The 26,676-nt window shown below is 69.7% G+C and carries 25 protein-coding genes; 12 read left to right on the top strand and 13 right to left on the bottom strand.

Translation table 11 applies throughout. The features are described from left to right. The first annotated feature begins 86 nt into the window (after positions 1–86). Positions 87–533: a DUF5807 family protein gene (locus HUG10_RS11265; RefSeq protein ID WP_179169672.1), complete on the top strand. Its 447-nt coding sequence runs from the start codon at positions 87–89 to the stop codon at positions 531–533. Positions 534–648: 115 nt separating this feature from the next. Here HUG10_RS11265 and HUG10_RS11260 read toward each other — a convergent pair whose 3' ends face one another. Continuing rightward, positions 649–1,908 carry a DHH family phosphoesterase gene (locus HUG10_RS11260; RefSeq protein ID WP_179169671.1) on the bottom strand — a complete coding sequence of 420 codons (1,260 nt, stop codon included), beginning with the start codon at positions 1,906–1,908 and terminating at the stop codon, positions 649–651. A gap of 67 nt (positions 1,909–1,975) precedes the next feature. Further along, complete coding sequence (locus tag HUG10_RS11255) at positions 1,976–2,422, bottom strand: universal stress protein (protein WP_179169670.1); 447 nt, start codon at positions 2,420–2,422, stop codon at positions 1,976–1,978. Positions 2,423–2,582: 160 nt separating this feature from the next. On the opposite strand from HUG10_RS11255, the gene HUG10_RS11250 reads away from it, so the two are divergent. The 5 genes from HUG10_RS11250 to HUG10_RS11230 all read left to right on the top strand — a co-directional run bounded on the left by HUG10_RS11250 (position 2,583) and on the right by HUG10_RS11230 (position 5,394). Next, positions 2,583–3,092 (top strand): DUF5810 domain-containing protein, encoded by a 510-nt coding sequence (locus HUG10_RS11250; protein ID WP_179169669.1) that lies wholly within the window; start codon positions 2,583–2,585, stop codon positions 3,090–3,092. Between the two features lie 23 nt (positions 3,093–3,115). After that, positions 3,116–3,664 (top strand): DUF5809 family protein, encoded by a 549-nt coding sequence (locus tag HUG10_RS11245; RefSeq protein ID WP_179169668.1) that lies wholly within the window; start codon positions 3,116–3,118, stop codon positions 3,662–3,664. Positions 3,665–3,695: 31 nt separating this feature from the next. Next, positions 3,696–4,079, top strand: a complete 384-nt coding sequence (locus HUG10_RS11240) for a hypothetical protein (protein ID WP_179169667.1) — start codon at positions 3,696–3,698, stop codon at positions 4,077–4,079. Continuing rightward, the gene (locus tag HUG10_RS11235) at positions 4,076–4,738 is read left to right on the top strand and encodes an NUDIX hydrolase (protein WP_179169666.1); all 663 of its coding nucleotides are present in this window, start codon (positions 4,076–4,078) and stop codon (positions 4,736–4,738) included. Before HUG10_RS11240 ends, HUG10_RS11235 begins: the two co-directional genes overlap by 4 nt. Positions 4,739–5,034: 296 nt before the next feature. Then, complete coding sequence (locus HUG10_RS11230) at positions 5,035–5,394, top strand: rhodanese-like domain-containing protein (protein WP_179169665.1); 360 nt, start codon at positions 5,035–5,037, stop codon at positions 5,392–5,394. Positions 5,395–5,450: 56 nt separating this feature from the next. Here the strand turns inward: HUG10_RS11230 and HUG10_RS11225 are convergent, their stop codons facing one another. The 5 genes from HUG10_RS11225 to HUG10_RS11205 form a co-directional block, all read right to left on the bottom strand. Further along, entirely contained in the window at positions 5,451–7,592 is a 2,142-nt protein-coding gene (locus tag HUG10_RS11225) for a hypothetical protein (RefSeq protein ID WP_179169664.1), read from the bottom strand. Positions 7,593–7,736: 144 nt separating this feature from the next. After that, positions 7,737–8,030 (bottom strand): stress response translation initiation inhibitor YciH, encoded by a 294-nt coding sequence (yciH, locus tag HUG10_RS11220; RefSeq protein ID WP_179169663.1) that lies wholly within the window; start codon positions 8,028–8,030, stop codon positions 7,737–7,739. Between the two features lie 98 nt (positions 8,031–8,128). Beyond that, positions 8,129–10,432, bottom strand: coding sequence for a DUF3488 and transglutaminase-like domain-containing protein (locus HUG10_RS11215; protein ID WP_246310132.1), 2,304 nt, complete (start codon positions 10,430–10,432; stop codon positions 8,129–8,131). Positions 10,433–10,569: 137 nt separating this feature from the next. Then, positions 10,570–11,625, bottom strand: a complete 1,056-nt coding sequence (locus HUG10_RS11210; RefSeq protein ID WP_179169662.1) for a DUF58 domain-containing protein — start codon at positions 11,623–11,625, stop codon at positions 10,570–10,572. A gap of 4 nt (positions 11,626–11,629) precedes the next feature. After that, the gene (locus HUG10_RS11205; RefSeq protein WP_179169661.1) at positions 11,630–12,589 is read right to left on the bottom strand and encodes an AAA family ATPase; all 960 of its coding nucleotides are present in this window, start codon (positions 12,587–12,589) and stop codon (positions 11,630–11,632) included. Between the two features lie 445 nt (positions 12,590–13,034). On the opposite strand from HUG10_RS11205, the gene HUG10_RS11200 reads away from it, so the two are divergent. Both HUG10_RS11200 and HUG10_RS11195 read left to right on the top strand, forming a co-directional pair. Next, positions 13,035–15,230, top strand: a complete 2,196-nt coding sequence (locus HUG10_RS11200) for a hypothetical protein (protein ID WP_179169660.1) — start codon at positions 13,035–13,037, stop codon at positions 15,228–15,230. 236 nt (positions 15,231–15,466) lie between these two features. Continuing rightward, positions 15,467–16,687: a threonine synthase gene (locus HUG10_RS11195; protein ID WP_179169659.1), complete on the top strand. Its 1,221-nt coding sequence runs from the start codon at positions 15,467–15,469 to the stop codon at positions 16,685–16,687. An 85-nt stretch (positions 16,688–16,772) separates the two neighbouring features. Here HUG10_RS11195 and HUG10_RS11190 read toward each other — a convergent pair whose 3' ends face one another. The 6 genes from HUG10_RS11190 to HUG10_RS11165 all read right to left on the bottom strand — a co-directional run bounded on the left by HUG10_RS11190 (position 16,773) and on the right by HUG10_RS11165 (position 21,876). Further along, positions 16,773–18,248 carry a hypothetical protein gene (locus tag HUG10_RS11190; protein ID WP_179169658.1) on the bottom strand — a complete coding sequence of 492 codons (1,476 nt, stop codon included), beginning with the start codon at positions 18,246–18,248 and terminating at the stop codon, positions 16,773–16,775. Positions 18,249–18,281: 33 nt separating this feature from the next. Then, complete coding sequence (locus HUG10_RS11185; RefSeq protein ID WP_179169657.1) at positions 18,282–18,578, bottom strand: hypothetical protein; 297 nt, start codon at positions 18,576–18,578, stop codon at positions 18,282–18,284. 454 nt (positions 18,579–19,032) lie between these two features. Further along, positions 19,033–19,818, bottom strand: a complete 786-nt coding sequence (locus tag HUG10_RS11180) for a hypothetical protein (protein ID WP_179169656.1) — start codon at positions 19,816–19,818, stop codon at positions 19,033–19,035. 259 nt (positions 19,819–20,077) lie between these two features. Continuing rightward, positions 20,078–20,476 (bottom strand): hypothetical protein, encoded by a 399-nt coding sequence (locus HUG10_RS11175; protein ID WP_179169655.1) that lies wholly within the window; start codon positions 20,474–20,476, stop codon positions 20,078–20,080. A gap of 241 nt (positions 20,477–20,717) precedes the next feature. Next, entirely contained in the window at positions 20,718–21,050 is a 333-nt protein-coding gene (locus HUG10_RS11170; RefSeq protein ID WP_179169654.1) for a DUF5789 family protein, read from the bottom strand. 244 nt (positions 21,051–21,294) lie between these two features. Then, the gene (locus HUG10_RS11165; protein WP_179169653.1) at positions 21,295–21,876 is read right to left on the bottom strand and encodes a metal-dependent hydrolase; all 582 of its coding nucleotides are present in this window, start codon (positions 21,874–21,876) and stop codon (positions 21,295–21,297) included. Between the two features lie 730 nt (positions 21,877–22,606). Between HUG10_RS11165 and HUG10_RS11160 the strand changes: the two genes are divergently transcribed. From HUG10_RS11160 to HUG10_RS11145, 4 genes are all read left to right on the top strand, one after another. Further along, positions 22,607–23,989 carry an aspartate aminotransferase family protein gene (locus HUG10_RS11160; RefSeq protein WP_179169652.1) on the top strand — a complete coding sequence of 461 codons (1,383 nt, stop codon included), beginning with the start codon at positions 22,607–22,609 and terminating at the stop codon, positions 23,987–23,989. After that, complete coding sequence (locus HUG10_RS11155; RefSeq protein WP_179169651.1) at positions 23,986–24,369, top strand: Rid family detoxifying hydrolase; 384 nt, start codon at positions 23,986–23,988, stop codon at positions 24,367–24,369. Before HUG10_RS11160 ends, HUG10_RS11155 begins: the two co-directional genes overlap by 4 nt. 121 nt (positions 24,370–24,490) lie before the next feature. After that, entirely contained in the window at positions 24,491–25,780 is a 1,290-nt protein-coding gene (locus HUG10_RS11150; RefSeq protein ID WP_179169650.1) for an amidohydrolase, read from the top strand. A gap of 234 nt (positions 25,781–26,014) precedes the next feature. Further along, positions 26,015–26,662 carry a hypothetical protein gene (locus HUG10_RS11145; RefSeq protein ID WP_179169649.1) on the top strand — a complete coding sequence of 216 codons (648 nt, stop codon included), beginning with the start codon at positions 26,015–26,017 and terminating at the stop codon, positions 26,660–26,662. Positions 26,663–26,676: the final 14 nt, after the last annotated feature.

The raw sequence follows: 26,676 nt of genomic DNA, 5'->3' as shown, positions 1-26,676 counted from the left end.
TGCAGTCCCGTAGACGGCCGACCCACACATGACCGGACGGGATTCCGACGAACAGCTCTTTTATCCCTACACCCGCCACTCGGTGTATGAGCAAACTCGACGAGTTCCTCGCGGGCGAGCGACTCGACGACGTCGCCATCTTCCTCACGCACGAGTTCCTCGACTCGCAGGGGAAGATCGCCAACATGGGCGAGGCCGTGGAGGACGGCGTCGTTCTCGTCGTCCCCGGCGACGAGGGGCGCAAGGCGTTCGCCTCCGGCACCGGCATGGACCCGATGGACTTCGCCCGCCGAGCGATGGACGAGGAGGGGCCGATCGACCCGAACCTCGGCGGCGGCGATTGTCCGGCACGGGACGAGAAACCCGACGAGGAGCACGAGGTCGAGTTCGTGTTCGCCTTCGCCGAGGAGCAGAACGAGGGCGTCGGCGGACTATACGAGGAGGGCGACGTGATGCACGCGTACGCCCACTGCGCGTGCGGGACGAACTTCTCCCGGAAGTGGGTGATGGGGGAGCGCGAGGCCGAGCGATAGCGAGGCCTCGATGAACGGCGGGGAGCTCTTGGGCGAACCGCCATCTCGAGGAGAGCGCGAGGTCGAGCGATAGCGAGGCCTCGAACGGGAACCCGAAGCCGACCGAACCGACCGGTTACTCCGCCGCGTCGCCGTCGTCAATCGCCTCCCGGTGTTCGGCCTCCTCCTCGGCGAGGCGCTCGAACTCCCGGAGGAGCACGCGCTTGGTCGCGCGACCCTCCGTCGTCCAGTGGTGCGCGTAGTCCAGCATGTCGTCGTAGATGTCCGGCTTGCAGCCGGCGGCCTGCGGGTGCCCGCCGCCGCCCACCGCGCCGGCGACCTCGTGGCACCGGCGGAACCCCTCCGAGCCGCGGACCGAGACGCTGCCGGCGGGTTTTACGATCACCGCGGCGTCCATCCCCTGCTGGCGGAGCGTCTCAGCGACCTCGTTCTGCGAGCAGCGGCCGTAGGTGACGCCGACCGACCAGTCGCCGACCTCGTGCTCGTCGGCCCGCCCGACCGCCTTCTCGATGAGCAGTTCCTTCTCGACGCGGCGCTCGGTGATGTACTCCTCGACGGCCGGCGGGAGGTCGACGCCGTAGGCGCCGACGACGGCGGCGTACTCCTCGGCGTCGGTCCAGTAGGCGTAGTCGGCGACGTCGTCGCTGCGCTCGTCGGCCTTCAGCCAGAGGTCGTGGTCCCGCGTGACCGCCGCGAGTTCGGCGAACCGCTCCGGGAAGTCGTAGTCGAGCGAGCGGAGCGTCACGTCCGTCGAGCACTCCTCCTCGCTGTCGCCGACGACGAGGTCGATCCCCAGCGCCCGGACGGATTCGGCGAGTTCCTCGTCCCACTGGTGGTGGTCGAACCACCGCACCTCGTCCGCGCGCCGCACGACCGTCCGGAGGTCCTCCTCGACGTACTCGAACGCGTCCGGGGCGATGTCGCAGACGAACACGTCCGCGTCGGGTTCGAGGTACTCGGCGGCGTACTCCAGGTCCTCCTCGAAGGAGTGGGGGCCCGAGGGGAGTAGCGCGACGGGGGACTCCTCGAACTCCTCGTCCTCCTCGGCCTCCGTGGATTCTCCCTCATCCACGGCGTCGTCGTCGGCCGTCGCGTCGTCGCCGTCGTCCTCCCCGGCGAGGCGTTCGCGCAGGCGCTCCTCGAACGGCGCGACGTCGAGCGCGGCGTCGTACGCCTCGCGGATCAGCGCGACGCAGCCGAGGCCGTCGGCGTCCGAGTCGGTGATGACCACGACCTCGGCGCCCTCGAGCGCCTCCTTCGCGCGCTCCTCCTGGCGATCCTCGTCCAGCGAGTCGGGGTAGAAGAACCCCTTGCCGGGGAGCTTCGACTTGCGCTCCAGCGAGAGGGAGTCCGTGTCGATGAGTGCGTCGTCCATACCACTCGTCCACGTCCGGGGAAGAAAACACCGGCGTTAGCCCCGCCGGTCCGGTTCGGTCGCTCGATCAGGCCGCGTCCGCCGCGTCGCCGCCCTCCAGTTGCCGGACCGTCAGCACCGGCGTCGGACAGGTACGGACGACGCGCTCGGCGACGCTGCCGATGAGGAACCGGTTCTCGCCGTGTCGGCCGCGCGTGCCGGTCGCGACGAGGTCGGCGTCGATCTCGCGGGCGTACTCGGAGATCTCGTTGGCGGGTCGTCCCTCGCGGACGACGGCGGTCACGTCGCGCTTGGCCCGCTTCTGGACGCCGACGATGGCCTCGCCGCCGCGCTCCTGGAGGGCGTGGCGCATGTCCTCGCGCACCGCGTCGGGCGAGGAGTCGACCTCGCTGGCGTCGACGACGTACAGCGCGTGGACCGCCGCGTCGAACTTCTCCGCGAGGTCGAGCGCCACGTCCACCGCCCGCCCGACGCTCTCGGAGCCGTCCGTGGCGACGACGATGGTGTCGAACATCGTGCGCCGTAACGCCCGTTCGCGCCTTAAATCCCGGCGGGTTCGACCGCCGCCGGACGCCCGCCCGTCGTCCCGATTGCGTCGCCCTCGACTGTCTCCACCCCCGCAGCCCCTCCACGAGACGACAGGCGTTATCCCCCTCGCGCCCGCAGCCGTGAGCATGGGATACGCCTGTCCGGTCTGCGATGTCCCCCAGCAGGACGGCGAGCACCTCGCGAACCACCTCGCGTTCACGGCGATGCTCCGGGAGGACGAACACGAGGCGTGGCTCGACGAGCACGTCCCCGGCTGGGGCGGGGAGACGCCCGCCGAACTCGCGGACCGCGTCACCGACCACGCCGAGGAGACGGAGTACGACGAGGTGTTCGAGGACACCACCGGAGGGGGCGGCCACGGTCACGACCACGGGAGCGCCCCCGACTTCGACCAGGGCGCTCCGGGCGGCCGGGGACCGGCCGGTGCGGGCACCGGGGGGTTCGAGGGGATGGCGCAGGGCGTCGCGGACGAGGCTGTCGAGTCGGTGCTCCAGGACGCGCAGGAACTGACCGAGGAGATGTACGGACTGGACGAGGAGGAGGGGGAGGACCGGGGAGGGGAGACGGACGACGAGGCGGACACCGAATCCGACGCCGAACCGGACGAGGACGCCGCCGAAGGGAACGACTCTTGATTCGGCCGTCCGCCTAGCCGGACATGGACACCGAGGGGACGCTGGCGCCCGAGACGCCGGACGAGGCGCGGGAGGAGTACGACGAGCTCGTGCCGGCGGCGAAAGTCGCCGTCCGCGAGGCCGCGAAGGCGATGGAGTTCGACCGCGAGGAGTACGGCGAACGCGTCACCCGCGAGGTGATCGAGACGGTCCGGGACGCGCTGTTCGCCTCGCTCCTCCGCGTGCACGTCGGCACGAGCGAGGAGTTCGAGGAGTGGCTCGACTCACACCCCGAGTACGAGTCGGACGTCGCCGGCAGCGAGAACGTCGAGCGGGTCGTCTGGCACCCGGTGCCGTTCGCCGGCGAGGGCGGCGTGGCTGTCGCGGCGACGTTCCACGAGGAGCGGGAGGCCGCGCTGGGGACGCTCCGCCGTCGGGCGTTCGGTCGGGTGTACCGCGAACACGTCTCGACGGGCGATGACGGGGAGAACGGGACCGTCGAGGACGGGGGGGACGGAACCGACGCGGACGGCCTCGAGGACGAACGCGAGGGCGACGACGAACAGTCCGGGACCGACGACCGCGAGGCGTAACCGGTTTGCGACGGCCCGCCGAAGCCGACGTATGCGACCCATCGCCCGGAACGGGCTCCTCCTCCTCGTCGGCGTCGTCGTCGCGCTGCTGGCGCTGGGGGCGCTCCCGCAGTTCCTCGCCGCGGGGGACCCGTACTACCTCGCCGCGAACGAGGCGGACGACGGCCCGGCGCTCGACGTGGGCAACTTCTCGCAGCAGCAGTACCCGTACCTGTTCGAGGCGCTGGCGAGCGACGACGGCCGGTCGTCGGCCTACCGGCGCGGGCCGTGGGGACTCAAGGAGGCGTTCACGAACTCGCCGTTCGACGAACTCCAGTCGCTCCGGGAGTTCGCGCCGGCTGGCGCGACGACAGAGGACGCCGCGTTCGTGACGTACGAGGGGACTAGATACCGCATCGAGGTGATCCAGGAATGAGCGACGACCCGACCGACGACCGCGACCCGACCGAAGACACCGACGGGTCCGGCGACAGTGATCCGACCAACGACCGCGATCCCACCGAACCGCCGGCGTTCGACGACGGCCGACGACACTCCTGGCCCGGCGAGCCCGAGTGGCCGGTCGTCGAGAGCGCCGTGGAGTACGAGACGGGCTGGGTGACCGCCGGCTACGACCTCGTCGAACAGCCGAACGGTTCCCGGAAGCGCTACTACTGGGCCGAACTCGCCAGCGCGGTCGTCGTCGTCGCCCGCGCCGACGATCAGTTGCTGTTCGTCGAGCAGTACCGGCCGACGATCCGGCGGACGCAGCTCGAACTCCCGGCCGGCATCGTCGAGGCCGGCGAGTCGTACACGGCCGCCGCGGAGCGCGAACTCCAGGAGGAAACCGGGTTCCAGGCAGGGAGCACCGCGCTCCTGCAGGAGGTGTGGTGCTGCACGGGGCTGTTGCGCCACCGCCGGGCGTTCGTGTTCGCCGAGGACCTGACGCCGGCCGAGCAGTCGCTCGACGACAACGAGTTCCTGACGCCGCGGTCGGTGCCGGTGGCGGAGGCGGTCGAGGTGGCGCGGGAGGGGTCGACGAACGACGCTACTATAGAGGGCGTATTGCTGGCGAGCGAGGAAGATCTTCTCTGAATTCCCGGTGTCGTCGAGGTTCGGGTAGGTACGTCGTCGCTTCGGTTAGGGAGTAGTGGTGGACAACTGCTTGGCGTGACGAGACACCACCGGCCTCCCCAGCCGACTGCGATGCTCGCTCGCTGACGCTCGCTGTGCTTCTCATCCCTCGCGCGCGAGTGCTCGCCCTCCGGGCTCGCAGTCACGCGCGCCACCCGCAAGAATGCGCTGACCGTGCGTCCTTCATCGGAACGAGCCGATTGGGCTCCAACGTACTCGGCGACGTACTTTTCCTCCCCGGCCGACTTCACACGCCCATGGACGGCGAACTCTCCCCGACCGACGTCGAGGAACTCCTCGAGGACGGGGCGGACGTGCGCGTGGTGGACATCAGGTCCCCGCGGGCGTTCGCGGGGGGACACATCCCGGACTCAGAGAACGTCCCGTTCCAGGAACTCCCCGACCGCGTCGAGGGGCTCAGCGGCGCCGAGCGCATCGTCACTGTCTGCCCGCACGGCAAGGCCAGCGTGCAGGCCGCGCGGCTCATCAAGTCCTTCGAGGGCACCGCCGACGCCACCGTCGAGAGCATGGCCGGCGGCCTCACCGAGTGGGAGGGCGACCTCGAGACCGACGCCCCCGAGGGCGAGGCCGACGAGGGACCGCAGTCGCCGTTCTGACCGCGACCGCTAGCGCGACTCGTCTCCCCTTTCCCGACTGGCGTCGTCTCCTTCCCCTATCGATCTCGCCGTCGTCGCCCCGACAGCGCCGACAGCACCGCCCCGAGTACAGCGACCGAACCGAGCGCCCCGAGCGCAGTTGCCGCCCCGAATCCGGGCATCGTCACGTCGGTTCCGACGACACCGTCGCCCCGCACGGTCACGGTCGTGCCCTCGTCGTCGAACGAGACGCGGTGCTCGCCGGGTTCCGAGAACCGGACGAGGACTGACAGCTCCCGCGTCGCGTTCGGCGCCAGCCGGACCGCCTCGGTCCGGACGCGCTCGCCGTCGACGACCACCGGCACCTCGCCCCCGGCCGGCACCGCCGCGTCGTTGGACACCGTCGCGGTCACCCTGACCGTCTCGTTCGTCCCGACCGTCGTCCGGTTCGCCCGGACCGAGACGACCGACGGGTCGGCCGGTTCGTGCACCTCGACCCGATAGCTCCGCCCCGCGACAGACACCGTGTACGTCCCCGGTTGCTCGAAGGTGTGCGAGACCGAGACGTTCGTCCGCTCGCCGGGGTCGAGCCGACCGGTCGCCTCGGCCGCCGGCTCGCCGTCGACCCGGAGCGTGAGCAGGTACTCGCCGGTCGCGCCGCCGACGTTCTCGGCCGCCGTCCGGAGGGTCAGCGTCTCGCCGGTCGCGAGCGACAGCGGCGCGGCGCGGGTCCCGTTCCGGTACGGCCCGCTCACGACCGCGGCGTCGGGCGGGGTGAACGCGACGCGGGCCGGGAGCTCCCCGAACGCCTCGTCGTGGTCGGGCTGCGACCACATCTCGGGCACCGACGAAGTTTGGGTGTACCTGTCCGCAGTATCAGCGACCCCGTCGCCGCCCACCTCCTCGACGGCGTTCAGGAACATCTCGCTCGTCACCGGCTCGGACCGGGCGTTCAGCCGCGCGAGCACCGAGCCGAACGTCCCGCCGCCGTCGGTCGCGAGGCGGGTGCGGCGGTCGAGTTCGCCCGTCACGAGCGACCCCTTCACGTACTGCGCTCCCGCGCCGTGTTCGGTCCCCCACGTCCCCGGCTCCGTGAGCACCGCGTCGGCGTACGGGTCCCGGTGCCCGCGCGCCAGGTCGGCGGCGAACTCGGAGAAGCCAATCCGTTCCTGTCGGAGCGTGAACAGCGCCGCGTAGTAGTCGGCGCTCCCCTCGACGACCCACCTCGCCGAGGTCGTCGTCTCGAACCCCTGTCTCATGTGGACGTACTCGTGGATCCAGGCGTTCTGCGGCGTGTCCAGCCGCTCCTCGGCCCCGACCCAGGCGTCCGCGTCGCCCGTCTGGAGCCCGCGGACACCCCAGTTCGGTCCCGCGGGCGCGGCGATCAGGAACACAGTCTCGTCGCGGTCGCCCACCCGGAGTGATCCCGAGACGTCCGCCAGCGAGTCCAGCACCGTCTCGGGGTCCTCGGCCATGTCGGCCGCCTTTGGGACGACGAGCCGGAACGTCTGGCCGTTCGCCCGTCTGGTGTGGGTCTTCTGGCTCCCGAGGAACGCCATCCGGTCGCCGGCCGCGCCCTCGCCGGCGACGGTCGTCGTCCGGTTCAGCGAGAGCGCGTCGCCCCGATAGCGCCACTGGACGCCGGGGTTCGGCGTCCCCACGAGCGCCCAGGGGCCGGTGTCGACGAACAGGTAGCCGGCGGACTGGGCTCCCGTCGCGTCGACCGACTTCGCAGGACCCGCTCTCGGGACGCCGGTTCGGTTCGTCGCCCCCGCGTCGCCGGCGAACCGCACGGTTTCGGTCGTTCGGTTGGCCGGGATCCGGTAGGTGAGCGTCGGCGCCTCGGTCCGCTCGTCCCACTCGTACCGGTTCGTCCCCTCCCCCGCGGAGAAGCCGGACGTGGAGACGACCTCGGCGCTCGGCGAGAGGGTGGTCGAGAGCGACGAGACCTCCTCGGGGACGGTGAACCGGAGCGTGACGTCGATCTCGCCCGGCCGGTCGGGCGTCAGTTCCAGCGTCGAATCGAGGCGGATCTCGCGGGTGGCGGCGGTGGCGTCCGCCCCGTCGACGACCGTCGCGTTCGCGAGATCGGTCGACGCCGTCGACGACGTGGTCGACCCGGGCGGGGAGGCGGGGCCGACGGGCGCGGTGGCACCGGCCGCCGGCGCGACGGTCGAGAGGACGAGGAGGGCGACGAGGACGGGAGTCCAGGGACGCATTCGTCGACGGGTTCGGCTCCGCGTCGGAAATACGTTCCTCGACGGAACGCAGACCGGACGTCGGCGGAACGGGGGGCGGCGCGTCCGCTGGCGGACGGTGTCGTTCGAAAGAAGACGCTCGACGGGCGGGTGTTCAGGTACCGGTCACGCGACGTTGAACCCCTTCTCGCGGAGGAAGTCCTCGACGCGACCGCTGTGGTTCCCCTGCAGTTCGATGGACTGGTCCTCCACCGTACCGCCGCAGGCGAACTTCGACTTCAGGTCGCTCGAGAGCGAATCCATATCCACGTCCTTGGGGTCGAACCCTTCGATGACCGTTACCTCCTTGCCGTACCTTCGCTCGTCGATGCGGATCGTGATCTCCTGGGACTCCTTCGCGACGTCCTCGCAGACGCAGAGTTCCTGGGGTAACCCGCACGTCGAGCATACCTCGGACATTTCCAGGCGGACCTACAGGACCACCATATTAAACAGTGTCGGGTAGCCCGGTTCCCGGCCCGAGGAGGCCCGAATCGGCGGGTTCCGTTCCGTCCCGGTCAGGAGGCGAACCGGCGGAGCACCGGGGCGTAGCGGCGCACGAGCGCGTCAGTCGTGTCGACCGCGTCGTCCGCCTCCCCGTCGCTCGCGCCGCCGCCGTACCGGGCGTGTTCGTACGCGCGCCCCACCGAACCGACGCGCTCGTCGAAGCCGTGGGCGGCGAGCGCGTCGAGGTACTCCCGCGGCGTCTCGCCGGCCCGGCGCGGTCTGTACGCCACGGCGCCGAGGTACTCGAGGCGGCGGAACGCGCGCACCGCGTCCGCGTCGGGGTCCCGTCGCGGCTGATAGAGCAGCCACACGACGCGGTACGCGCGCTCGGTGATCCCGAGCCTGCGGGCGCCGGCGACGAGGCCGACGAACAGGGCGACGCCGAGCACCCCGTCGCGACGGGTCGGCGCCCACCCGCCCTCGTCCTCCTCGGTGTCGGTAGCGTTCGTCGTCGCGGCCCCCGACCCGGGCACGCCGCCCCTCGGCGTCCCGAACGTTGCGTTGCCGAGCCCGCCGCCGGGGCCGCGGACCTCGCCGGGGTCGGGCGTCGCCGCGGTGCCGTTCTCGCTCGGGGTGGGCGTCTCGCTCGGCGTCGGCGTGGGCGTCTCGTAGGTGCCGTTCTCCGAGCCGTCCGAGTCGACGTTCTCGTCGCCCTCGGTCCGGGCGGCCTCGACGCGCTCGGTCTCGGCCGACTCCCGCGGGTCGCTCGGCGTCGGATCGAAGCGGATCCAGCCGTGGCCGGGGAAGTACACCTCGACCCATGCGTGCGAGTCGAGGCCGCGGACGACCCACTCGTCCTCGTCGACGCGCTGGCCGGACGTGTAGCCCGTGACGAACCGGGCGGGGATGCCCTGCGTCCGGAGCATCGCAACCATCGTCGTCGCATAGTAGACGCAGTAGCCCTCGTCCATCTCGAACAGGAAGCGGTCGGCCGTGTCGCCGCTCGGTGGCGGCACGTCCAGCGAGTAGTCCTTGTTCGCCTCGAGGTACTCCTCGACGGCGACGGCCGCGTCGTAGGGGTTGTTCGCGCCGGACTCGGAGACGACCTCGCGGGTCCGCTCGTCGACGCGGTCGGGCGTGCTGCTGGGGAGCTGCGTGTATCGCGAGGCGACCTCGTCGGGGTAGTTGGTGCCGGCGCGGCGGAGCTGGCCGTCGGTCGCGTTGGGCACCTCGCTCTCCACGACGTAGCTGTCGTTCGCGAGGAGCGACGTGCCGGGCCGCAGGCCGTCGTGCTCGGTCACCTGGGCCGTGTCCGACACCGCCCCGCTGACGGACGTGGGCTTCCACGCCGCCGGCATCGCGTCGAGCGTCGAGCGGGCGGTCACCTCCTGTCTGAGCGAGTCCGACTCGCCCGGGGGGTCATCGAGGCTGCCCTCGCTGTAGGGGCTCGTGTCCCCTGTACGCACCCATCCCTGCCCGGTGTAGCGGTCGTAGGAGCCGACGCGCCAGTACTCCGGGCGGTCCGACTCCACGACGAACCGGACGGCGGGTGAGAGTTCGATGCTCCCCAGGACGGCGACGCGGTCGCTGTTGGACACCACGCTCGACTCGACGGACGGGCTCTCGCCGCCGGGGAGGACGGGGTTGTTCGCGCTCCCCGGGACGACGGTGACGACCGAGGTGAGCACGACCATCGCGGCGACGATGACGGTGACAGTGTCGAGCTGGGCGAGGGCGCCGCGTCGACCCGCGGCCGCCAGTCCGGCGAACCCGACCGCGATCGTGATGCCGGCCGCGCAGGCGACCGCGGCCGCCGGCCCCACGTCGCCCGTCAGGACGAAGAAGCCGGTCGTGAGCCCCGCGACCCCGGCGGCCCACACGTACCGCTCGCGCGCCGCGAGGTACACCGCGAGGAACGTCGGCGCCGGCGCGAGCAGCAGCGCCCACGCGCCGACGTTCAGCAGGCGGAGCACGGACAGCCCCGTGAGCAGCGCCAGCACGTCCGATGCGACCCGAGACGCGGTGAACAGCGACCGGGCGCTCTGGGGAACCGAGTAGAAGTACGCGATCAGCGCGATCGCCAGCCCGACGGCCGTCAGCGCGACCGCGGTGCGCTCGCGCAGGAACCCCGCGAACCAGACGGCGAGCAGGGCCGTCACGAGCACCTCGAGGACCAGGAACTCGACGCCGCCGACGACGTCGAGGATGTGGTGGAACGCCGAGAGGAACGCCACCACGGCGAGCGCGACGCCGAGCGCCGGCAGGCGCCGGATCGACGTCCAGGAGTCGTGTTCAGTCTCCGCGCCGCGTCGGGCATACTCGGGTTCGCGCCCGCCGCTTCGCATCGAGCGGAGGCCGTCCGTTCCCCCGCTCACGAGCGGACACCTCCGCTCGTGAGTTCCGAGCACGCGAAGCGCGTGAGGTAGCTCACGCGAGCCACCCCTGGTGGTGAGTGTGGGCAGGGAGCGGAACGACCGTGCTCACGTGAGCCACCTCCCGTGTCGAGTGCCCGTCACGCCTCGACCTCCCGGCGCTCCGCGCCGCGCGTGACGCCGTAGGTCGGTCGGTAGGAGCCGACGTACTCCTCGAAGTCGACCGCCTCGCCGCCGACGGCGACCTCGACGCCGTCCGCCCGGCCGTAGATGGTGATGTCGGCCTCCTCGGTGGCGACCCGGCCGGGACCGACGAGCGCCAGCCGTTCGAGCAGGCGCACCTGGCTCCCGCGGTCCGGACCGGCCGACACGGTGCCGTCCGGCAGGACGAGGTCGACGGGGACGCCGTCCTCGACGAGCGCGAGCGCGATGCTCGCGGCGGCCTCGGCCATCCGGTCGGACGCTTCCGTCGCCGAGGCCGCGCCCGCCGCGACCGAGACGGCCTCCGTCTCCGCCTCGGCGGCGAACTCCTTCACGATGAGGTCCTCGCGCTTGGCGGTGGACTTCCAGTGGATGTCGCGCAGGGAGTCGCCCCGGTCGTACTCGCGGAGGCGGTCGAACTCGCGGCGCTCCTCGTGGACACCCGTCTCGTGGAGCGCCCGGAGGTCGCGGCGCGCCCACCCGGCGATGGCGTGGACGCGGGGGTAGACGAGCACGCCGGCGGTCTCGCTCGTCGCCACGTCGATCTCGAGGAGGCCGAGCAGGTCCCGGGCGGTGATGCTCGCGGGGCCGAGCGCGTGGCGGCCCCGAGCCCCGTACTGGACCTCGTACTCGACCGGGTCGCCGCCGACGACCGTCTCGAAGGACGTCTCCTCGGCGGCGAGCCCGTCGCCCACCGACTCGCGGACCCTGCCGGCGAACGGGCGCGAGAGGCCCTCCTCGGGGTCCGGGCGGGTTCCGTCGGGGTCGCCGAAGTAGAGCCGGACGGTCCCCTCGTGGCCGACGTGGGCGTCGGGCGGCGTCTCGCGGGCGGCCCGTGGTGCCTCGAACCGCCTGAGCTGCAGGTAGCCGGCTCCGAGCGCGACCAGCCCCGGGATGACGACCGCGTTGAGCGCCCGGGGGCCGAACAGCCCCGCCGATGCCGCGGCGAGCGCGACGACGGCGACCACGACCCACCCGCGTCGCGTCAGCCGCATCGGCTCACTCCACCGGCACCGCGTCGAGCGCGTCCGTCACCACGTCGGCGCCGGTCTCGCTGCCCGTCCGCGGGCGGATGCGGTGGGCGAACACGGAGGGGACCTCGGTCTGGACGTCGTCGGGGATCACGTAGTCGCGGCCGTCGATGACCGCACGCGCCTGCGAGGCCCTGACGAGCGCGATGCTGCCGCGCGGGCTCACGCCGAGCTGGGCGTTCTCGCGGGTGTAGCGCGCGAGCCCCGTGACGTACTCGCGGACGGGCTCGCTCACCTCGACCTGGCTCACCGTGTCGCGTGCGCGGCGGACGTCCTCGACGGTCGCCACCGCGTCGAGCGACTCGATGGGGTGCTCGCCGGCCGTCCGCGAGAGCATCTCCGCCTCGTCGGCCGCCTCCGGGTAGCCGAGCCGGAGCTTCTTCACGAAGCGGTCGATCTCGGCGATGGGGAGCTCGTACGTCCGTCCCGGCTCCACGTCGTTCTGGGTCGCGATGACGGTGAAGGGGTCGGGGAGCTCCCGGGTGACGCCGTCGACGGTCACCTGCCGCTCCTCCATCGCCTCGAGCAGCGCCGACTGCGTCTTCGGCGGCGCGCGGTTGATCTCGTCGCCGAGCACCACGTTCGCGAACACGGGGCCGGGCTGGAACTCGAACTCGCTCGTCTTCTGGTTGAACACGTTCACCCCGGTGACGTCCGACGGGAGGAGGTCGGGGGTGAACTGCACGCGGCGGAACTCGCAGTCGATCGATCGCGCGAGCGAGCGCGCGAGCATCGTCTTCCCGACTCCGGGCACGTCCTCCAGGAGGAGGTGGCCGCGTGCCAGCAGGCCGACGAGGATGTGCTCGACTGCGGCGTCGTTGCCGACGATGACGCGCTGCACGTTGTCGGTCACCCGGTCGACGAGCGCGGCTGCCTCTTCGACCGGGAGGGCCGTTCGACCCTCGAGGTCGGCGTCGACGTCGCTCATGCGACTTCCGATCCCACCCGGACCGCGAGCGTCTGGGCGTCGTTCACACCGGGCGTCACGGGCCGGCCGGACCTAACTCTGCCGCCGGAACGGGCGGGGGACCGTCGCGTGGCGTCGCTGTCAGGGGGGGATGGGCTGGAATCGTTCATCGGTCGAGTAGTCCGAAGGTACCATACTCAGCTCTACACGAAGGTATATGTTTTGTCACCGTCAGAACCATCGCAGCGGGACCCATCGCCGACGGTCCGATCGGACCGGACAGCCCCGATGTCAGATTCCGTCGAGTGCCCGAAGCAGTTCGACAGCCGTCACGACCGACGCGACACCGTCGGAATCCGTCAGCCGAGGGGCGGACGCACGCAAGACAACTCTCAGTATTGCGATTCCGGGGAGACAGGTTTAGGTACCTCCGGGGAGGAGCAGGAGTAGATTCACCTGGTGTGTCATGTCACAGGGAGCATACGGTCAGGGCTTCGTTGAACGGGTCGTCGAGGCGTGCGACCGGATCGAGTCGGGGCTCGGACCGTCCGCCACGGCAGAGACAGTCGCCGCCGCGCTGTGCGAGCACCTGTTCGCCGGCGTCCTCGGCTACGACGAATCGAGCTACGTTCGGAACCGGGCGGTCGCGCGGTTCCGCGACGACGCGGGCAACGTCGCCGCGACGCTCGCGGCCGTCGGTCGGGGCGGCGACGTCGACGCGGCCGTCGACGCAGCCTTCGCCGCGGCGGGCGGCGAGCCGTACGTGCAGTTCGTCGTCGCCGCCAGCACCGACCGCCTCGTGGCCTACGAGCGCGTGTCGGCGGCGGAGGCGGCCGAGGCCGAGGACGCCGACGCGGTCACGCACCACGGCGTCGCCGCGACCGTCCACACGGACGTCCCGCTGGACCGGGTCGTCGCGGCCGGCCGGCGCGGTCGGCTCTCGCAGACCCTCCGCCCGGGCCAGCAACTCGCGGTCGCGAAACTGACGGCGCTCCGGCCGGCCGAACTGTCAGCCGCCGAGCGCTACGAGGAGTTCGACGCGCCCGGCCGCCACTCGGTCGCGGACGACGACGGGCTGGGCACGCTCGTCGGCACGCTCCGCGACTGCGTGACCGACGTGCTCGTCCCGGCCGTCGAGGAGGCGTTCGCGGACGTCCGCGGGCGCACCGACGCCTACGAGGACCGCGAGACGGCCCTCGAGTCCGCGGTCGACGCCGCGCTCCGGGGACCGGGCGACGACACGGGGGCCGCGCCCGCCCGCCTGCGCCTCTTGGAGCACCGGCGCGAGGGCGAGGCCGTCAGCGACCTCCGGGCCGCCTACGGCTCCTGGGTTCGCGGTGCAAACCGCACCGGATTCACGCCCTCGGAGAACGAACGGGCGTTCGTCCGGGTCGCCGCGTTCTCGCTGCTCGAGGAGGCGTTCGTCGTCCGCGTCGCCGAGGGGATGGACCTCCGCGACGAGACGCTGACCGGCGACGCGGTCGAGCGGTTCGAGTCGTTCGCCGAGGAGTTCGGCGTCGAACGCGACGCCGGCGACCTGCTGCTCGTGGCCCGCGAGTCGTTCGCGGACCTCTACGACCGCCGGGCGCCGCCGCTGTGCGACTGGGCGCTGGAGCACGACGCGGTCGTCGAGGCGTTCTCGCGGGTCCTCTGGTACCTCGACCACTTCGCGTTCGACGTCGACGGCGGGCGCGCGGCGCTCGCCTACGACCGCCTGCTCGACGTGCTCGACCTCCCCGGAATCGAGGTCGACGCGGGGGACCCGCTCCCCGACGCGGTCCTCGACCGGATCGCGTTCCCGGCGGACAAGGGCGCGTTGCTCGACCCGGCGGTCGGCGACGGGCGATACCTCCTCGCGACCGCGGACCGCCTGCGTCGGCCGCACGCCGCGTCGGACGGTGACCCGCGCGAGCGCCTGCGGGCGATCCAGGGGCGACTCGTCGGCGCCACGCCGGACCCGCTGGCGTGCCGCGTGACCGAGACGCGCCTGCTCCTCCGCCTGTTCGACGACTACCGGGAGGCGCGCTGGGAGGAGTCCGAGTTCACGCTCGACCCCCTCCAGATACACCTTACGGACCCGCTCGTGCGCCCGGACGCGCAGACGACGCTCGGCGCGCCAGGCGAGGCGCGCGCGGCCGACCCCCTCGACCGCGAGGACTTCGCGTACGTCGTCGGCCGGTTCCCGGCGCGGCTCCGCCGCAACATCGCGGAAGGGCCCGCCGCGGAGGCGTACGCCGAGTACGACACGGCGTACTACACCTACGACACCTCCGCGCTGTACGTCGAGCGCGCCCGCGACTGGCTCGCCGAGAACGGGACGCTCTCGGCGGTCGTCTCGGGTCGCTTCCGCGACACCCGGTTCGGGGAGAAGCTCCGCGAGCGCCTGCCGCAGTGGTACCGGATCGACGAGATCCGCGAGGTGCCGGGCAAAGCGGCCGGCCGGACGCCGGTGCTGCTCGCCGCGCGGCGCTTCCGGAAGAACGAACCGCTGGTGTCGCCCGCGGAGTACGAGCCGCCGACGTACACGTTCGAGTACGCAGAGGGGCTGGACGGGGAGTCGGTGAGCGTTCCCGCGTCGCTCCTGGGTTCGGACGAGTGGGCGCTGGACGCCGCGCCGACCGCGGACGCGGACTCGGAGGCGGACGGGAACACCGCGGACTAGCTCGTCTTCGGGGAGTGGTTCGAGGTCGGGAAGCCGTTCGAGGGAGCGTCCGTATCCGTCGCGTTCGCTCGCCGTCTCGGGCTTTTGCGCCGCAACCGCGGTTGTGAGGAGGACGAGCACTACCTCCAGGCACGAGAAGCTACGAGTACCGCCTACCACTCCAGGGAACACCCTCGTTCCCGGACACCAGGACCGGAGGCGCAAAGCGGTTAGTCCCGGCCGGCCAACCCTCGCCCATGCGAACCACCGAGGCGTTCGTCGGCCTCCGCTGCGTGGACTGCGAGGCGCTCCACGACCCGGAGACGACGACACACGGCTGTCCGGATTGCGGGGGCATGCTCGACCCCGAGTACGACCTCGACCGCGTCGACCTCACGCGCGAGGCGATCGAGACCCGCCGTTTCGACTCGATGTGGCGCTACGAGGAACTGCTCCCGTTCCCCCGCGAGGCGGCCGTGTCGCTCGACGAGGGGGCGACCCCGCTGGTCGAGTGCCCGACGCTCGCCGACCGGATGGGCGTCGGCGCGGTGTACCTCAAGGACGAGGGCCGGAACCCGACGGGGACGTTCAAGGACCGCGGACAGACCGCCGCGATGACCGCCGCGAGCGAGCACGGCGCCCGGGAGATCGCGCTCAACAGCGCCGGCAACGCGGGCCAGTCCGCGGCCGCCTACGCCGCCCGCGCCGGGATGGACGCGCACGTGTTCCTCCCCGACAGGGCGGGGTTCACCCAGAAGGCGATGACGGAGGTCCACGGCGGCGACCTCCGGGTCGCGAAGGGAGAGATCACCGACGCCGGTTCCGAGTACGCCGCCGCGATGGCCGAGGGTGCGGAGGGCGACCGCGCGGGCTGGTACTCCACCAAGACGTTCGTCACGCCGTACCGCCACGACGGCAAGAAGACGATGGCCCACGAGACCATCGAGCAACTGGGCTGGGAGACGCCCGACGCGGTCGTCTACCCGACCGGCGGCGGCGTCGGCCTCGTCGGGATGCACAAGGCCGCCAAGGAGTTCGAGGAGCTCGGGCTCTCCGAGGGGCTGCCGGGGATGTACGCCGCGCAGGCCGAGGGCTGCGCGCCGGTCGTCCGCGCCTGGGAGGAGGGGACCGAGGTCCACGAGGCGTGGATCGACATCACGACCGCCTGCAACGGCATCGCCGTCCCCGACCCCGGCGCCTCGCCGCTGATCCTGGAGGCCCTCGCCGAGAGCGACGGCGGCGCGGTCGCGACGAGCGACCGGGCAATCCTCGACGCCGCCATCGAGGTCGCCCGGACCGAGGGCCTGGAGGTCGGCGCCACCCCCGCCGCGGCCGTCTCGGGCGCCTTCGAACTCGCCGAGCGGGGGGAGTTCGGGCCGGACGACACGGTCGTCCTGCTCAACACCGGCGCCGGCAACAAGGACGTGGACACCCTGCGCGCGCACCTCGGCGAACGGGAGGAGGAGTCCCGCGATTGAGTCGGAGCGCCGAGTCGGAACCCGACGACTGAGCCGGGGGGTGGCGACTACGCCGCGGACCGAGGACTCCGCTCGCCCGTCCCCGTCAGAACGTCGATCCGTCGACGACGTTGTACCACGACCCGGCCTGCTCGAAGCACAGCGACTCGCTCGGTGAACCGCTCCCGTCGTGTTTGGCGATCGCGCCCGACTCCGGGTCGACGCCGGTCAGGTCGCGCTCGGGGATGACGGTCTGGTCCGGGCGCAACGCGGTCGTCGTGCTCCCGTCCTGCCGGAACTCGAACACGCCGGAGTTCCCGTCGAACGTCGCGGCGTCCCCGTCACCGCCGATCGTCAACCGCTGATCGCCGACGTTCCGCAGACTCCACCCGTCCGCCGCGAGGGACCCGCGGAGTTCGATCCCGCGCTGACCGGCGACGGCGCCGTCGACGCCGTCGATGCTCCCGCCCCCCTCGATCGAGTGGATCGCCATCGGGGTCCTGGAGACCGGTCCGAAGTCCATCACGCACCCCGAGTTCGCGTCGCCGGCCTCGGCGAACAGGTCGTAGATCTCGGACGACGCCCACCCCCCGGCGACGTGGAGCAACCGTCCGTCCTGGACGTTCACGGACCCGGTGAGGTGGGCGAACGTCGAGTTGTACGGGTTCGTGTCGGCCGTAGTCTCGATGGCCGGCGTCCCGTCGACGTCGCCCACGAGGTTCTCGACGCGGGTGAACCGGAACGACCCGGCCCCGTCGCCGTCCGTGTCGCTCGGCCCGTGGAAGAGGACCCAGCGGTCGCAGTTCTCGATCCCGAGGACGTCGTGGATGGCGTTGGCCTCCGTCCGGTGGTCGACGACGCGGAGGTAGAACGCGCGTTGCCACCCGTTGTCCTTCCCGACGCCGACGCGGTCGGGCGAGAGGTCGTGTGCGGACGAGTCGGTGACGCGGAACGCGGTGCCGGTACCCTGGCCTGGCCCCCGGAACTCGCCGCCGACCCAGCGGACCCGTCCGGCGGCCCCATCGGTGGCGTTCTCCAGCACATCGACGCAGACGCCCGTCCCGGTGTAGTCGAGGATCGCACCCCGGGCGTCGATCACGGCGTCCCCCTGGCCGGGATCGACGGTGATCGTCTCGGAACCGGCGTACGTCCCGCCGGGTTCGAGCACGACGGTCCGGTTCGACCCGACCGCCTCGGCGACTCCGGCCAGACCGTCGTTCGGGCGGGGGTAGCCGATACTCGCCCTCCCGCGACCCCAGGCGAGGTCGCTCTTCTCCGCGAGTTCGCCGGAGTGTGTCACGCCGGCGGGGTCGGTGAACCCGCCGGTCACGTCGACCGCCTCGAACGAGGGGTGGCGGCCGGCCGAGGCGAGTCGATTCCACTGCTCGCCGTCGCCGAGGAACACGTTCTCCGTGTCGGTCGCGAGGAACTTGGCGCCCGGTTTGGGGACGTAGTCGCCGAGTTTCGATTCGACGTCGCGGAGTTCGACGTCGGTGTCCATCCGCTCGAAGTTCGCGTTCAGCGGGACGTGCCAGTCGGTCGTTCCCTCGGAGGGCGTCTCGTAGTCGTGGTTTCTCGTCATCGTTGAATCATGAAATGTTCGAAGATCGCGACGTCAGCCACCGTACCAGAACTCTCCGTACCCCTGGCTGGCGTCGTCGTCCGGGACGGGGGCGTGCGGGGGTGCCGACCGGCCGTCGATATCGTCCTCGTCCGCCGAATCCCTCGCGGGCGGCGTCCAGGAATCGGTCGTCCGCACCCCTCCGTACCCGAACCCGGCCGACGGGGACGCCGAACCGCTCGCGACGTCCCCGGCCACCGCGACGCCGGCCGCCCCGAGGAGTTTCAGGAACCCTCGTCGGTGGATAAGCTGACCGTACTCGACCCCGTCGGTGGCGTCGTAGTTCGCCATCGACTCGGTAGGCCGACCCTACGCGCTTAAGCGATTTTGCGGGTTGGAAACCGATGCCGACGGATCGGCGTCGGATGGCGTCGAGTACGTACCGGACCACGATGGAACCGGACCATACCGATGTGCGATACCGGCGGATTGTGGAGGCGAGGTCAGGTGGACGAAGTTCAGTCCGTGGTCCGAGAAACGGTCGGTCGACTGGGGAGAGAGGTGAGTAGAACGGCTTCGATGTGGTGGCTCAGTTGAATGCCTTCGTCACAAGCGGCTCTCCAGGGCAGACACGCGAGCTACTACTGGATCGATTGCTGGAAATCACAACGAGTGAGACGAACAGGTGTAGCGGGAGTCGCTAAGTACAGGTGAGCGGTGGAACGGCCCGAGTTGAAACCGGGAATCTCTCGACTCTATTTTCGTGAGGAGCATTCCGAATCCTCTCACTGCAATTTCGACGCCTTCAGCTAGCCGGGTCGTGCCGTTGCTCGTCGTCCTCTCGGTGGGAGACCTCATCGAGCGTATCGACGTGTACCGGGTGCCGGTAGAGAAATAGCCCGACGGCGACGACCCAAACCACGCCAAAATATAATTCGGTTTGGAAGGCCATCGACAGGTCGGAGTATCCGGTTTGCGCCTGGACAACTCCAAAGGAGAGTGCTCCGAGACTGGCGACCACGCTCAGCCAGCCCATGCCACTCAGCCATCCGAGTCGAAACGGTGTCTCGGCACTGGCGAAGAACGCTCCCGCGAAGAGTCCGGCTGCGATGCCGAACATCAGCCACTGGATGCTGAAGAGTCCGCCTTCGATCTGTCGAACGGCGAAGGCGGTCTCGAACATGAGTTCCTGTTGTTCCGGTCCTGCCTCTGCCCAGCGATCGACCAGGATTCCGAGAGCGACACCGTCTACCGCGATGAAGACGGCGTAGACACCTGCACAGACCACCATCGCAGCGCCACCAAGAGTCGCCCACACTCCGGCAACACCTCTGCGGAGTCGCCACGTCAGGGCTAGGATAGCGGTACACATCAGCAGGATTCCAAGGAGCTCTCCTAGGTGGTAGAGCGCCCACGTCGATTCGACCGCATAATCCGCGAAGGCAGCCTGCGTCTCGTGCGGCGGTGTCCACGGATGTAATAAAGCTGATATTACATAGGTCACGAGGCCTAAGATCGCCGCGCCGGCCCCAACGGCCGAGAAATACCGTTCCGACGGTCCGTTTGCTCTGTTATTTTCGGACGATGACATTAGTGATCCGCCCTACTACACGTCGAATGAAGTCATAATCATAGTCCCACGTTGTGCCCTCGTTGTTGTATACGTGGATTCACTACCGTTTCGAGTTGAAACCACGCTGAATATGCGATACGGACGTCGCTCGCGTCGATGTTCAGTTCACGGCTTCACGTATCGGCTGATCTTGATGGAGTGCCGTGAAAAACACGAGCGTCTCCAACATCGTTCGAACACTACGTAAGGTGTAGGACTAACTGTGAGAGGCAGTAGTTCAGTCGTATATCCCGGCACTAGTGATGAGGTCTCCGTCCTCCATCACGGAGACGCTGAATGCCTGGCCTGCCAGCCCATTCGCCCTGATTGTCGTTTCGACCTCCATCTCATGGGTGTCTCCAGTGTCGGCCTCAATGACCACAGTGTGCGTTCCCGCTTGGGAGATGTACCCCTCTATCGTCCGGCTCTTTCCCGCACGAATGGTGAACTCCTCGCTCCGCGTCTCCCCGTCTGTCGTCACAGTGACCGTCACCGTATGGCTCTGGTCGTGGTGGTTACTCAGCGTCAGGCTTCCGGGTGGAGGGTCGTACGCCGAGCCAAAGCAGCCACTCACAAAGACCGTCGCTGTGGCCCCCAGCAGGGAGAAGACAGAACGACGTGAAATCTCCAGAGACATTCTACTCTCCGGTATTCAAGTGGGTGATAAGTACTTTCTGCAGTTGTCATTCGCTATGAAATCAGGACGATGAACGGTATCTGGTGCGGGATATACGCAATTCTACTGAGCGGTTGGTTCATATTAGCCCATGTGAACGTTACAGGGAGCTCCGAGACTGTTCGAAAGCTACGTACAGAGGATATACGTCCCAGAGTCAGAGGTTCCTCAATTGCTAGACCGGGTAATTGGGACGTGTTCGTCAGCGATGGAGTAGTCCCAGTACCCGGCTGCGAACGTCGTCGGCGGAGTCGTACGTCTGGTTGTCAGTCGGGGCGAGCACTTCCTCGAGGGATTCCTCCCCACCCTGGGTTTCGATCTCGTAGTCGCCGTAGGCCTCGACCAGTTCGTCCGTCGTGGTCGGATAGTCGTGGGTTTCGAGCTCGTCATCGAGGTCACCGAGCCGCTCACCGGGGTCGCCGCGCATCGGTTCGGGTTCATCGGCGCGGGTACGCGCCTCCTCCTGCATCCGCTCTTGCTGGCGCCGCTTTTCGTCGTCCGCTTGGTCGTCTCGGCCCTGTTTGTCATCTGCCATCCCTTCCAGTAGGAGAGCGATCCGGATAATTGTGTGGTCGCTCGCCGGTGTGGTCACTCGAACGTTCCGAGATGGTTCTGATACGGGAAGTGATGTGGTGGCTCAGTTGAAAGCCTTCGTCACAAGGGGCTCGGCGGGGGTAACGTTCGTCATCGCCACCACGAAAGGGTTCCCGTTCGGGGCCTATAAACATCTCTCCACGGCTCCGTCTCCTCCCGATGAACACGTCACCCGCGCGAAGTCGCTACGACGGCGGCTTCCCGGACTCGGTCCGGCCTCCGATCCGGTAGCGCGTGTCGAGCGGGTAGCTCTCGTAGCGCGCGAGCACGAAGTGGATCGAGGACGCGACGGCGAGCAGCCCGAAGTTCCAGATCGGCGACCCGTAGTAGATGGCGTCGACGATCACCGGTTCCGGATAGATCGGCCAGAACGGCGAGAGCGGCGCCGCGATGTCCGGCGCCGAGAGCACGTCCGCGAAGAGGTGGCTGATTCCGCCGGTGAGCAGCCCTCCCGTGGCGAAGACGAAAACCGTCTCCCTGGAGATGGCGGTGCTCCTGATCCACGGATGGTCGTTGAATCGATCGGTGAGCCAGTGCGCCGCGACGGCGCCGAAGACGAGGCTCACCAGCGCGACGAACAGGACCGTGTGGGTCACGCCGTGGTGGACGACCGGGAGGAACGCCTCGAGCACCAGATCGACGTCCGGCAACATCGCCGTCGTCAGCGTGAACGCCGTGAACCCGAGCGCGCCCCGTCGTCCCCAGACGATCCACGCCGGCGCGGCGAACAGCAGCGCCATCCCGAAGTGGCCGCTCACGTCGACCATGCGACGGACGTAGCTCCGTGGTTAGTTACCTGTTCGGGCCGACGTCCGTTCACGACGACGTCTCCTCGAGCGACTATCGGCCGGGGGTCGAAGCGACGGAACCGCCGCCGAACGGGTGTCGGCCGTTCGATCGTCCGTCAGAGGATTTATCTAGTTGTGCTAATACCTCCGCGTAGGGCTGATCGCGCAGCCCTCCGAGAACCCACAGACATCGGCGTCGATCGAGACCCGAACGCCGGTTCGGCGGCTCGACACGGCCCGGCGTTTTTCGCCTCCGACCGTAACGCACGCGTCTCGTCCAGAAGAGTGACCGCGACACCCTCACCTCCTCCCAGTCGACGCTCACGACAGACGTGTCGAATCCGGACCAGGTGCGGCGGACGCAGTCGTCCCGTCGCACTCCCGGCCGACACAAGAGTTATTCCGTGGTACAGGCTAGCAGTCGATGGCGGCCCGGCATCCACCGGTGATCGCCTTAGCTTGGGTGGACGATGACCGCCAGGTGAACATGCTGGCCGGTCTCGTTCCACTTTCGAGGAACTCCCCCGAGTGCCGACAGTCTCGTTCCCGACCGTCTCGATGCCGACCGCCCACTCGACGGGGCGCGGCACTCGACGAGTGACGGATGTCCACGCCGCACCCCCCTCGCCAACTCGAAAACGACTATTGTGTACGACCTGTATGGTATTCGTGGACAAATTATTTATCCTCGTTCTTCATGCCACCACACATGACAGCCGGACCGCCGATCGAGGAGCTGCACTTCGAGGACGCACCGGACGTCGGCGACGTGCCGGGGCCGAACTCCCGGGACCTGCTGGCGAGACAGCGCGAGATCGACAGCAGCGCGGTCGCCTACCCCGAGGACATCCCCATCGCGTTCGAGGAGGGGAAGGGGGCGACCGTCCGCGACGCCGACGGCAACACGTACATCGACCTGTTCGCCGGCATCGGCGTGCTCAACGTCGGCCACGCCAACCCGTACGTCCTGGAGGCGGTCCACGAGCAGGCGGACAAGCTCGTCCACACCGTCGACTTCCCCACCGAGGCCCGCCTCGAACTGATCGAGAAGCTGGACGAGATCGCACCGGCCGGGTTGCAGGGGCAGAACCGGGTCGTGTTCGGCGGCCCGACCGGGAGCGACGCGATCGAGGCGTCGATCAAGCTCGCGAAGTACAACACGGGCGGCGACGGCCTCGTCGCCTTCCGCGGCGCCTACCACGGCGCGACGACCGGCGCGATGAGCCTCACCTCGAACACGGGGTTCAAGGAGGCGTACACGCCGCTGCTCGGCGACGTCGTCCACGCGCCGTACCCGAATCCCCTCCGGCAGGGGAAGACCCCCGAGGAGTCCGTCGACCACGCGCTCGAGGAGGTGCAGGCGATCATCGAGGACCCGTACGGCGGGCTCGCGAACCCGGCTGGCATCTTCGTCGAGCCGATCCAGGGCGAGGGCGGCGTGATCACGCCGCCGGAGGGGTTCCTCCGGGGGCTCCGCGACATCGCCGACGACAACGACGTGCCGCTCGTGTTCGACGAGATCCAGAGCGGCCTGGGCCGGACGGGCGAGTGGTGGGCCAGCGACTGGGCCGGCGTCACGCCCGACGCCATGACGTCCGCGAAGGCGCTCGGCGGCGTCGGGTTCCCCCTGTCGGCGACGATGTACCACGAGGACCTCGACACGTGGGGCTCGGGAGATCACGCCGGCACGTACCGGGGCCACGTCGTCGGCATGCGGGCGGGTACCCGCGCCATCGAGTACATCCAGGACCACGACCTCCTGGCGCACGCGCGCGAACTGGGCTCGTCCATCCGCGACCGGCTCCGAGAGGCCGGCGAGGGAACGGACCGCCTGGCGGAGGTGCGCGGCCGGGGGCTGTTCGTCGGCGCCGAGTTCCGCGACGAGAACGGCGACCCGAACGGCGAGGTCGTCGACGCCATCCAGCAGTACTGCTTCGAGCGCGGCGTCCTCGTGTGGACGGCCGGCCGCCACGGCAACGTCCTCAGGCTCCTCCCGCCGCTCGTGCTGACCGAGGAGCTCGCCGAGACGGCGATGGACGTCGTCGCGGACGCGATCGAACAGGTCACCGCGGAGGCCGCGACGGCACGATGACCGACCCGGTCGTCACGGACGGCGCACCCTGCACCGACAACCCCTACTCGCAGGGCGTTCGCGCCGGCGACACGCTGTACGTCTCCGGCTACGGCCCGGTCGACCCGGCGACGGACGAGCCCGTCGAGGGCGACGTCGGTGACCGGACGGAGCAGGTCCTCGACAACGTCGCCGCGGTCGTCGAGGCGGCTGGCGGCGACGGGCTGGACGACGTCGTGAAGGTGACCGTCTACCTGACCGACCTCGACGACTACGACCGCGTCAACGAGGCCTACGCCGCCCGATTCGGCGAGGATCCGCCCGCCCGGGTCTGCGTCGAGGTGTCGCGACTCCCCGAGGACGTCGACGTCGAGATGGACGCGGTCGCCCACCTCGGGTAGGGTTCGAGTCGGTTCGTCGAGTGGCGATGGGATCGTCGCCGGGTGTCCCTCAGCCGTCTTCGCGTCCACCGCACGCGACGACTGCGTACGCTTAAGGTGCGGCGTGACATATCACCGTGGTATGCTTTCTCACGATATTCGGAGCCGCCTGCCGCAACTCCGGCGGGAGTTCCACCGGTATCCCGAGCCCGGGTGGTGCGAGTTCCGGACGACGAGCCGCGTCGTCGAGGAGCTCGAACGGCTCGGGGTCGACCGAATCGCCGTCGGCCGGGAGGCGCTCTCGACGGATCACCGGATGGCGGTCCCCGACGAGTCAGAACTGGCGTTCTGGCACGAGCGCGCGCGGGCGGCCGGCGCACGGGAGGACGTCCTCGAACTGACCGCCGCGGGCCACACCGGCGTCGTCGCCACCCTGGAACGGGGCGAGGGGCCGACGGTCGGGCTCCGCGTCGACCTCGACGCCATCTCCCTCCAGGAGTCCGACGAACCGGGACACCGCCCGGCCGACGAGGGGTTCGTCTCCGAGCACGACGGCTACATGCACGCCTGCGGCCACGACGCCCACCTCGCGATCGCGCTCGGCACGATCGAGGCGGTGAAGGAGAGCGACTTCTCGGGGACGTTCCGCGTCTTCTTCCAGCCCGCCGAGGAGATCTCGGGGGGCGGGAAGCCGATGACCGAGAGCGGCCACGTCGACGACGTCGACTACCTGCTCGGGTTCCACGTCGGCCTCGACACCCCCACGGGGACCATCGTCGCCGGGGTGGAGAAGCCGCTGGCGATGGCCCACCTCACCGCGACGTTCGAGGGTGCGAGCGCGCACGCCGGCAAGGCGCCCAACGAGGGCGCGAACGCGATGCAGGCGGTGGCCACCGCGATCCAGAACGCCTACGCGATCCCCCGGCACGCCGACGGGATGACGCGGGTGAACCTCGGCCGGATCGAGGGGGGGATCGCGAGCAACGTGATCGCCGAGGAGATCACGCTCCACGGCGAGGTGCGGGGCGAGACGATGGCGCTGATGGAGTACGCGCGGACCGAACTCGAGCGGGTCCTCTACTCCGCCGCCGAGATGCACGACTGCGACGTCACGCCCAGGGTCATCAGCGAATCCCCACGCGTCGACAGCGACCCCCGGCTCCGCGACCTGATCGGCCACGTCGCGAGGAACCACGACGCCGTCGAGGAGGTCGTTTCGACGGTCGAGTTCGGCGCGAGCGAGGACGCCACGTTCCTGATGGAGCACGTCCAGGGGAACAGCGGCCTCGCTTCCTACGTCATCGTCGGGACGGACCACCCGACGAACCACCACACGCCGACGTTCGACGTGGACGAGCGGTGCCTCGGCATCGGCGTCGACGTGCTCACCGACGCGGTCGTCGAGACCGGCCGCCGCAGACCCGGAGCGTAGCGGCTCGGAATCCCCTGTTCGTCGAGCACGCACGTAGCCGTCGGGAAGTAGTGTCCATAGCGAAAACTGTGTACGCCGGGCCGGATTCGACGGCCGTCTAGGTCGGAACGCCGATCGATTCAGGGGAGCGAAACGCGCGGAGACGGCGGTTAGCGCCGTCTTCTCCCCCTTCCCGACGGCCGCTCGGTTTCCCCGACCACAAGCGTTAATCCCGCCAGTACACGTAAACCGTGTATGACGACCGACGACGTCCCCGACTCGCTGGAGACGGCGGCCGACGCCGACCGGCCCCGCGGGATCCTCACGCCCTCCGACCGCGACTTCCTGCTCGGACGGAAGACCGACTACACCGAGCACTCGAAGAAGCAGAAGCGGAACCGCATCCGGCGCCGGGTCCGGAACGCGATCCTCGATTTCAGCATCCTCTTCGAGTACCTCGAGGAGCGCGACCGCAACACCGTGTTCGATCCCGACGACGAGGACCGGGAGGCGTACACGCAGGGCATCACCGACATGCTGGCGTTCCTCCACCTCGGCACGATGGGCTACTACACGCCGTTCAAGGACATGCTCTCCGAGGGCGTCGGCAAGGCCGAACAGCAGCTCGCCGGCTCCGACTACCGCATGGTCAACGTCGAGTTCAACGTCGACCCGGTCGGCCAGATCGACGTCGACGAGGTGGTCGAGAAGCTGGAGAACGGCGAGTTCGCACAGATCACGGACACGGAACTCCGGGCGTTCGTCCGGCTGCTCACCATGTCCGAGGAGTTCTCCCCCGCCGCGGCCCGCGAGGAGATCAAGGAGAGCGTCGACGAGTTCCTCCGGAACGTGGACGAGAGCGCCGAGGCCCGCGAGGCGAAGCTCGACGAGCTCACCAACTGACGCCGGTTCGGCCC

This window comes from Halorarum halophilum (assembly GCF_013401515.1).
Classification (GTDB): domain Archaea; phylum Halobacteriota; class Halobacteria; order Halobacteriales; family Haloferacaceae; genus Halorarum; species Halorarum halophilum.
Note: the sequence above shows the minus strand (reverse complement) of the source record. Positions and strands in the feature narration are given on the sequence as shown.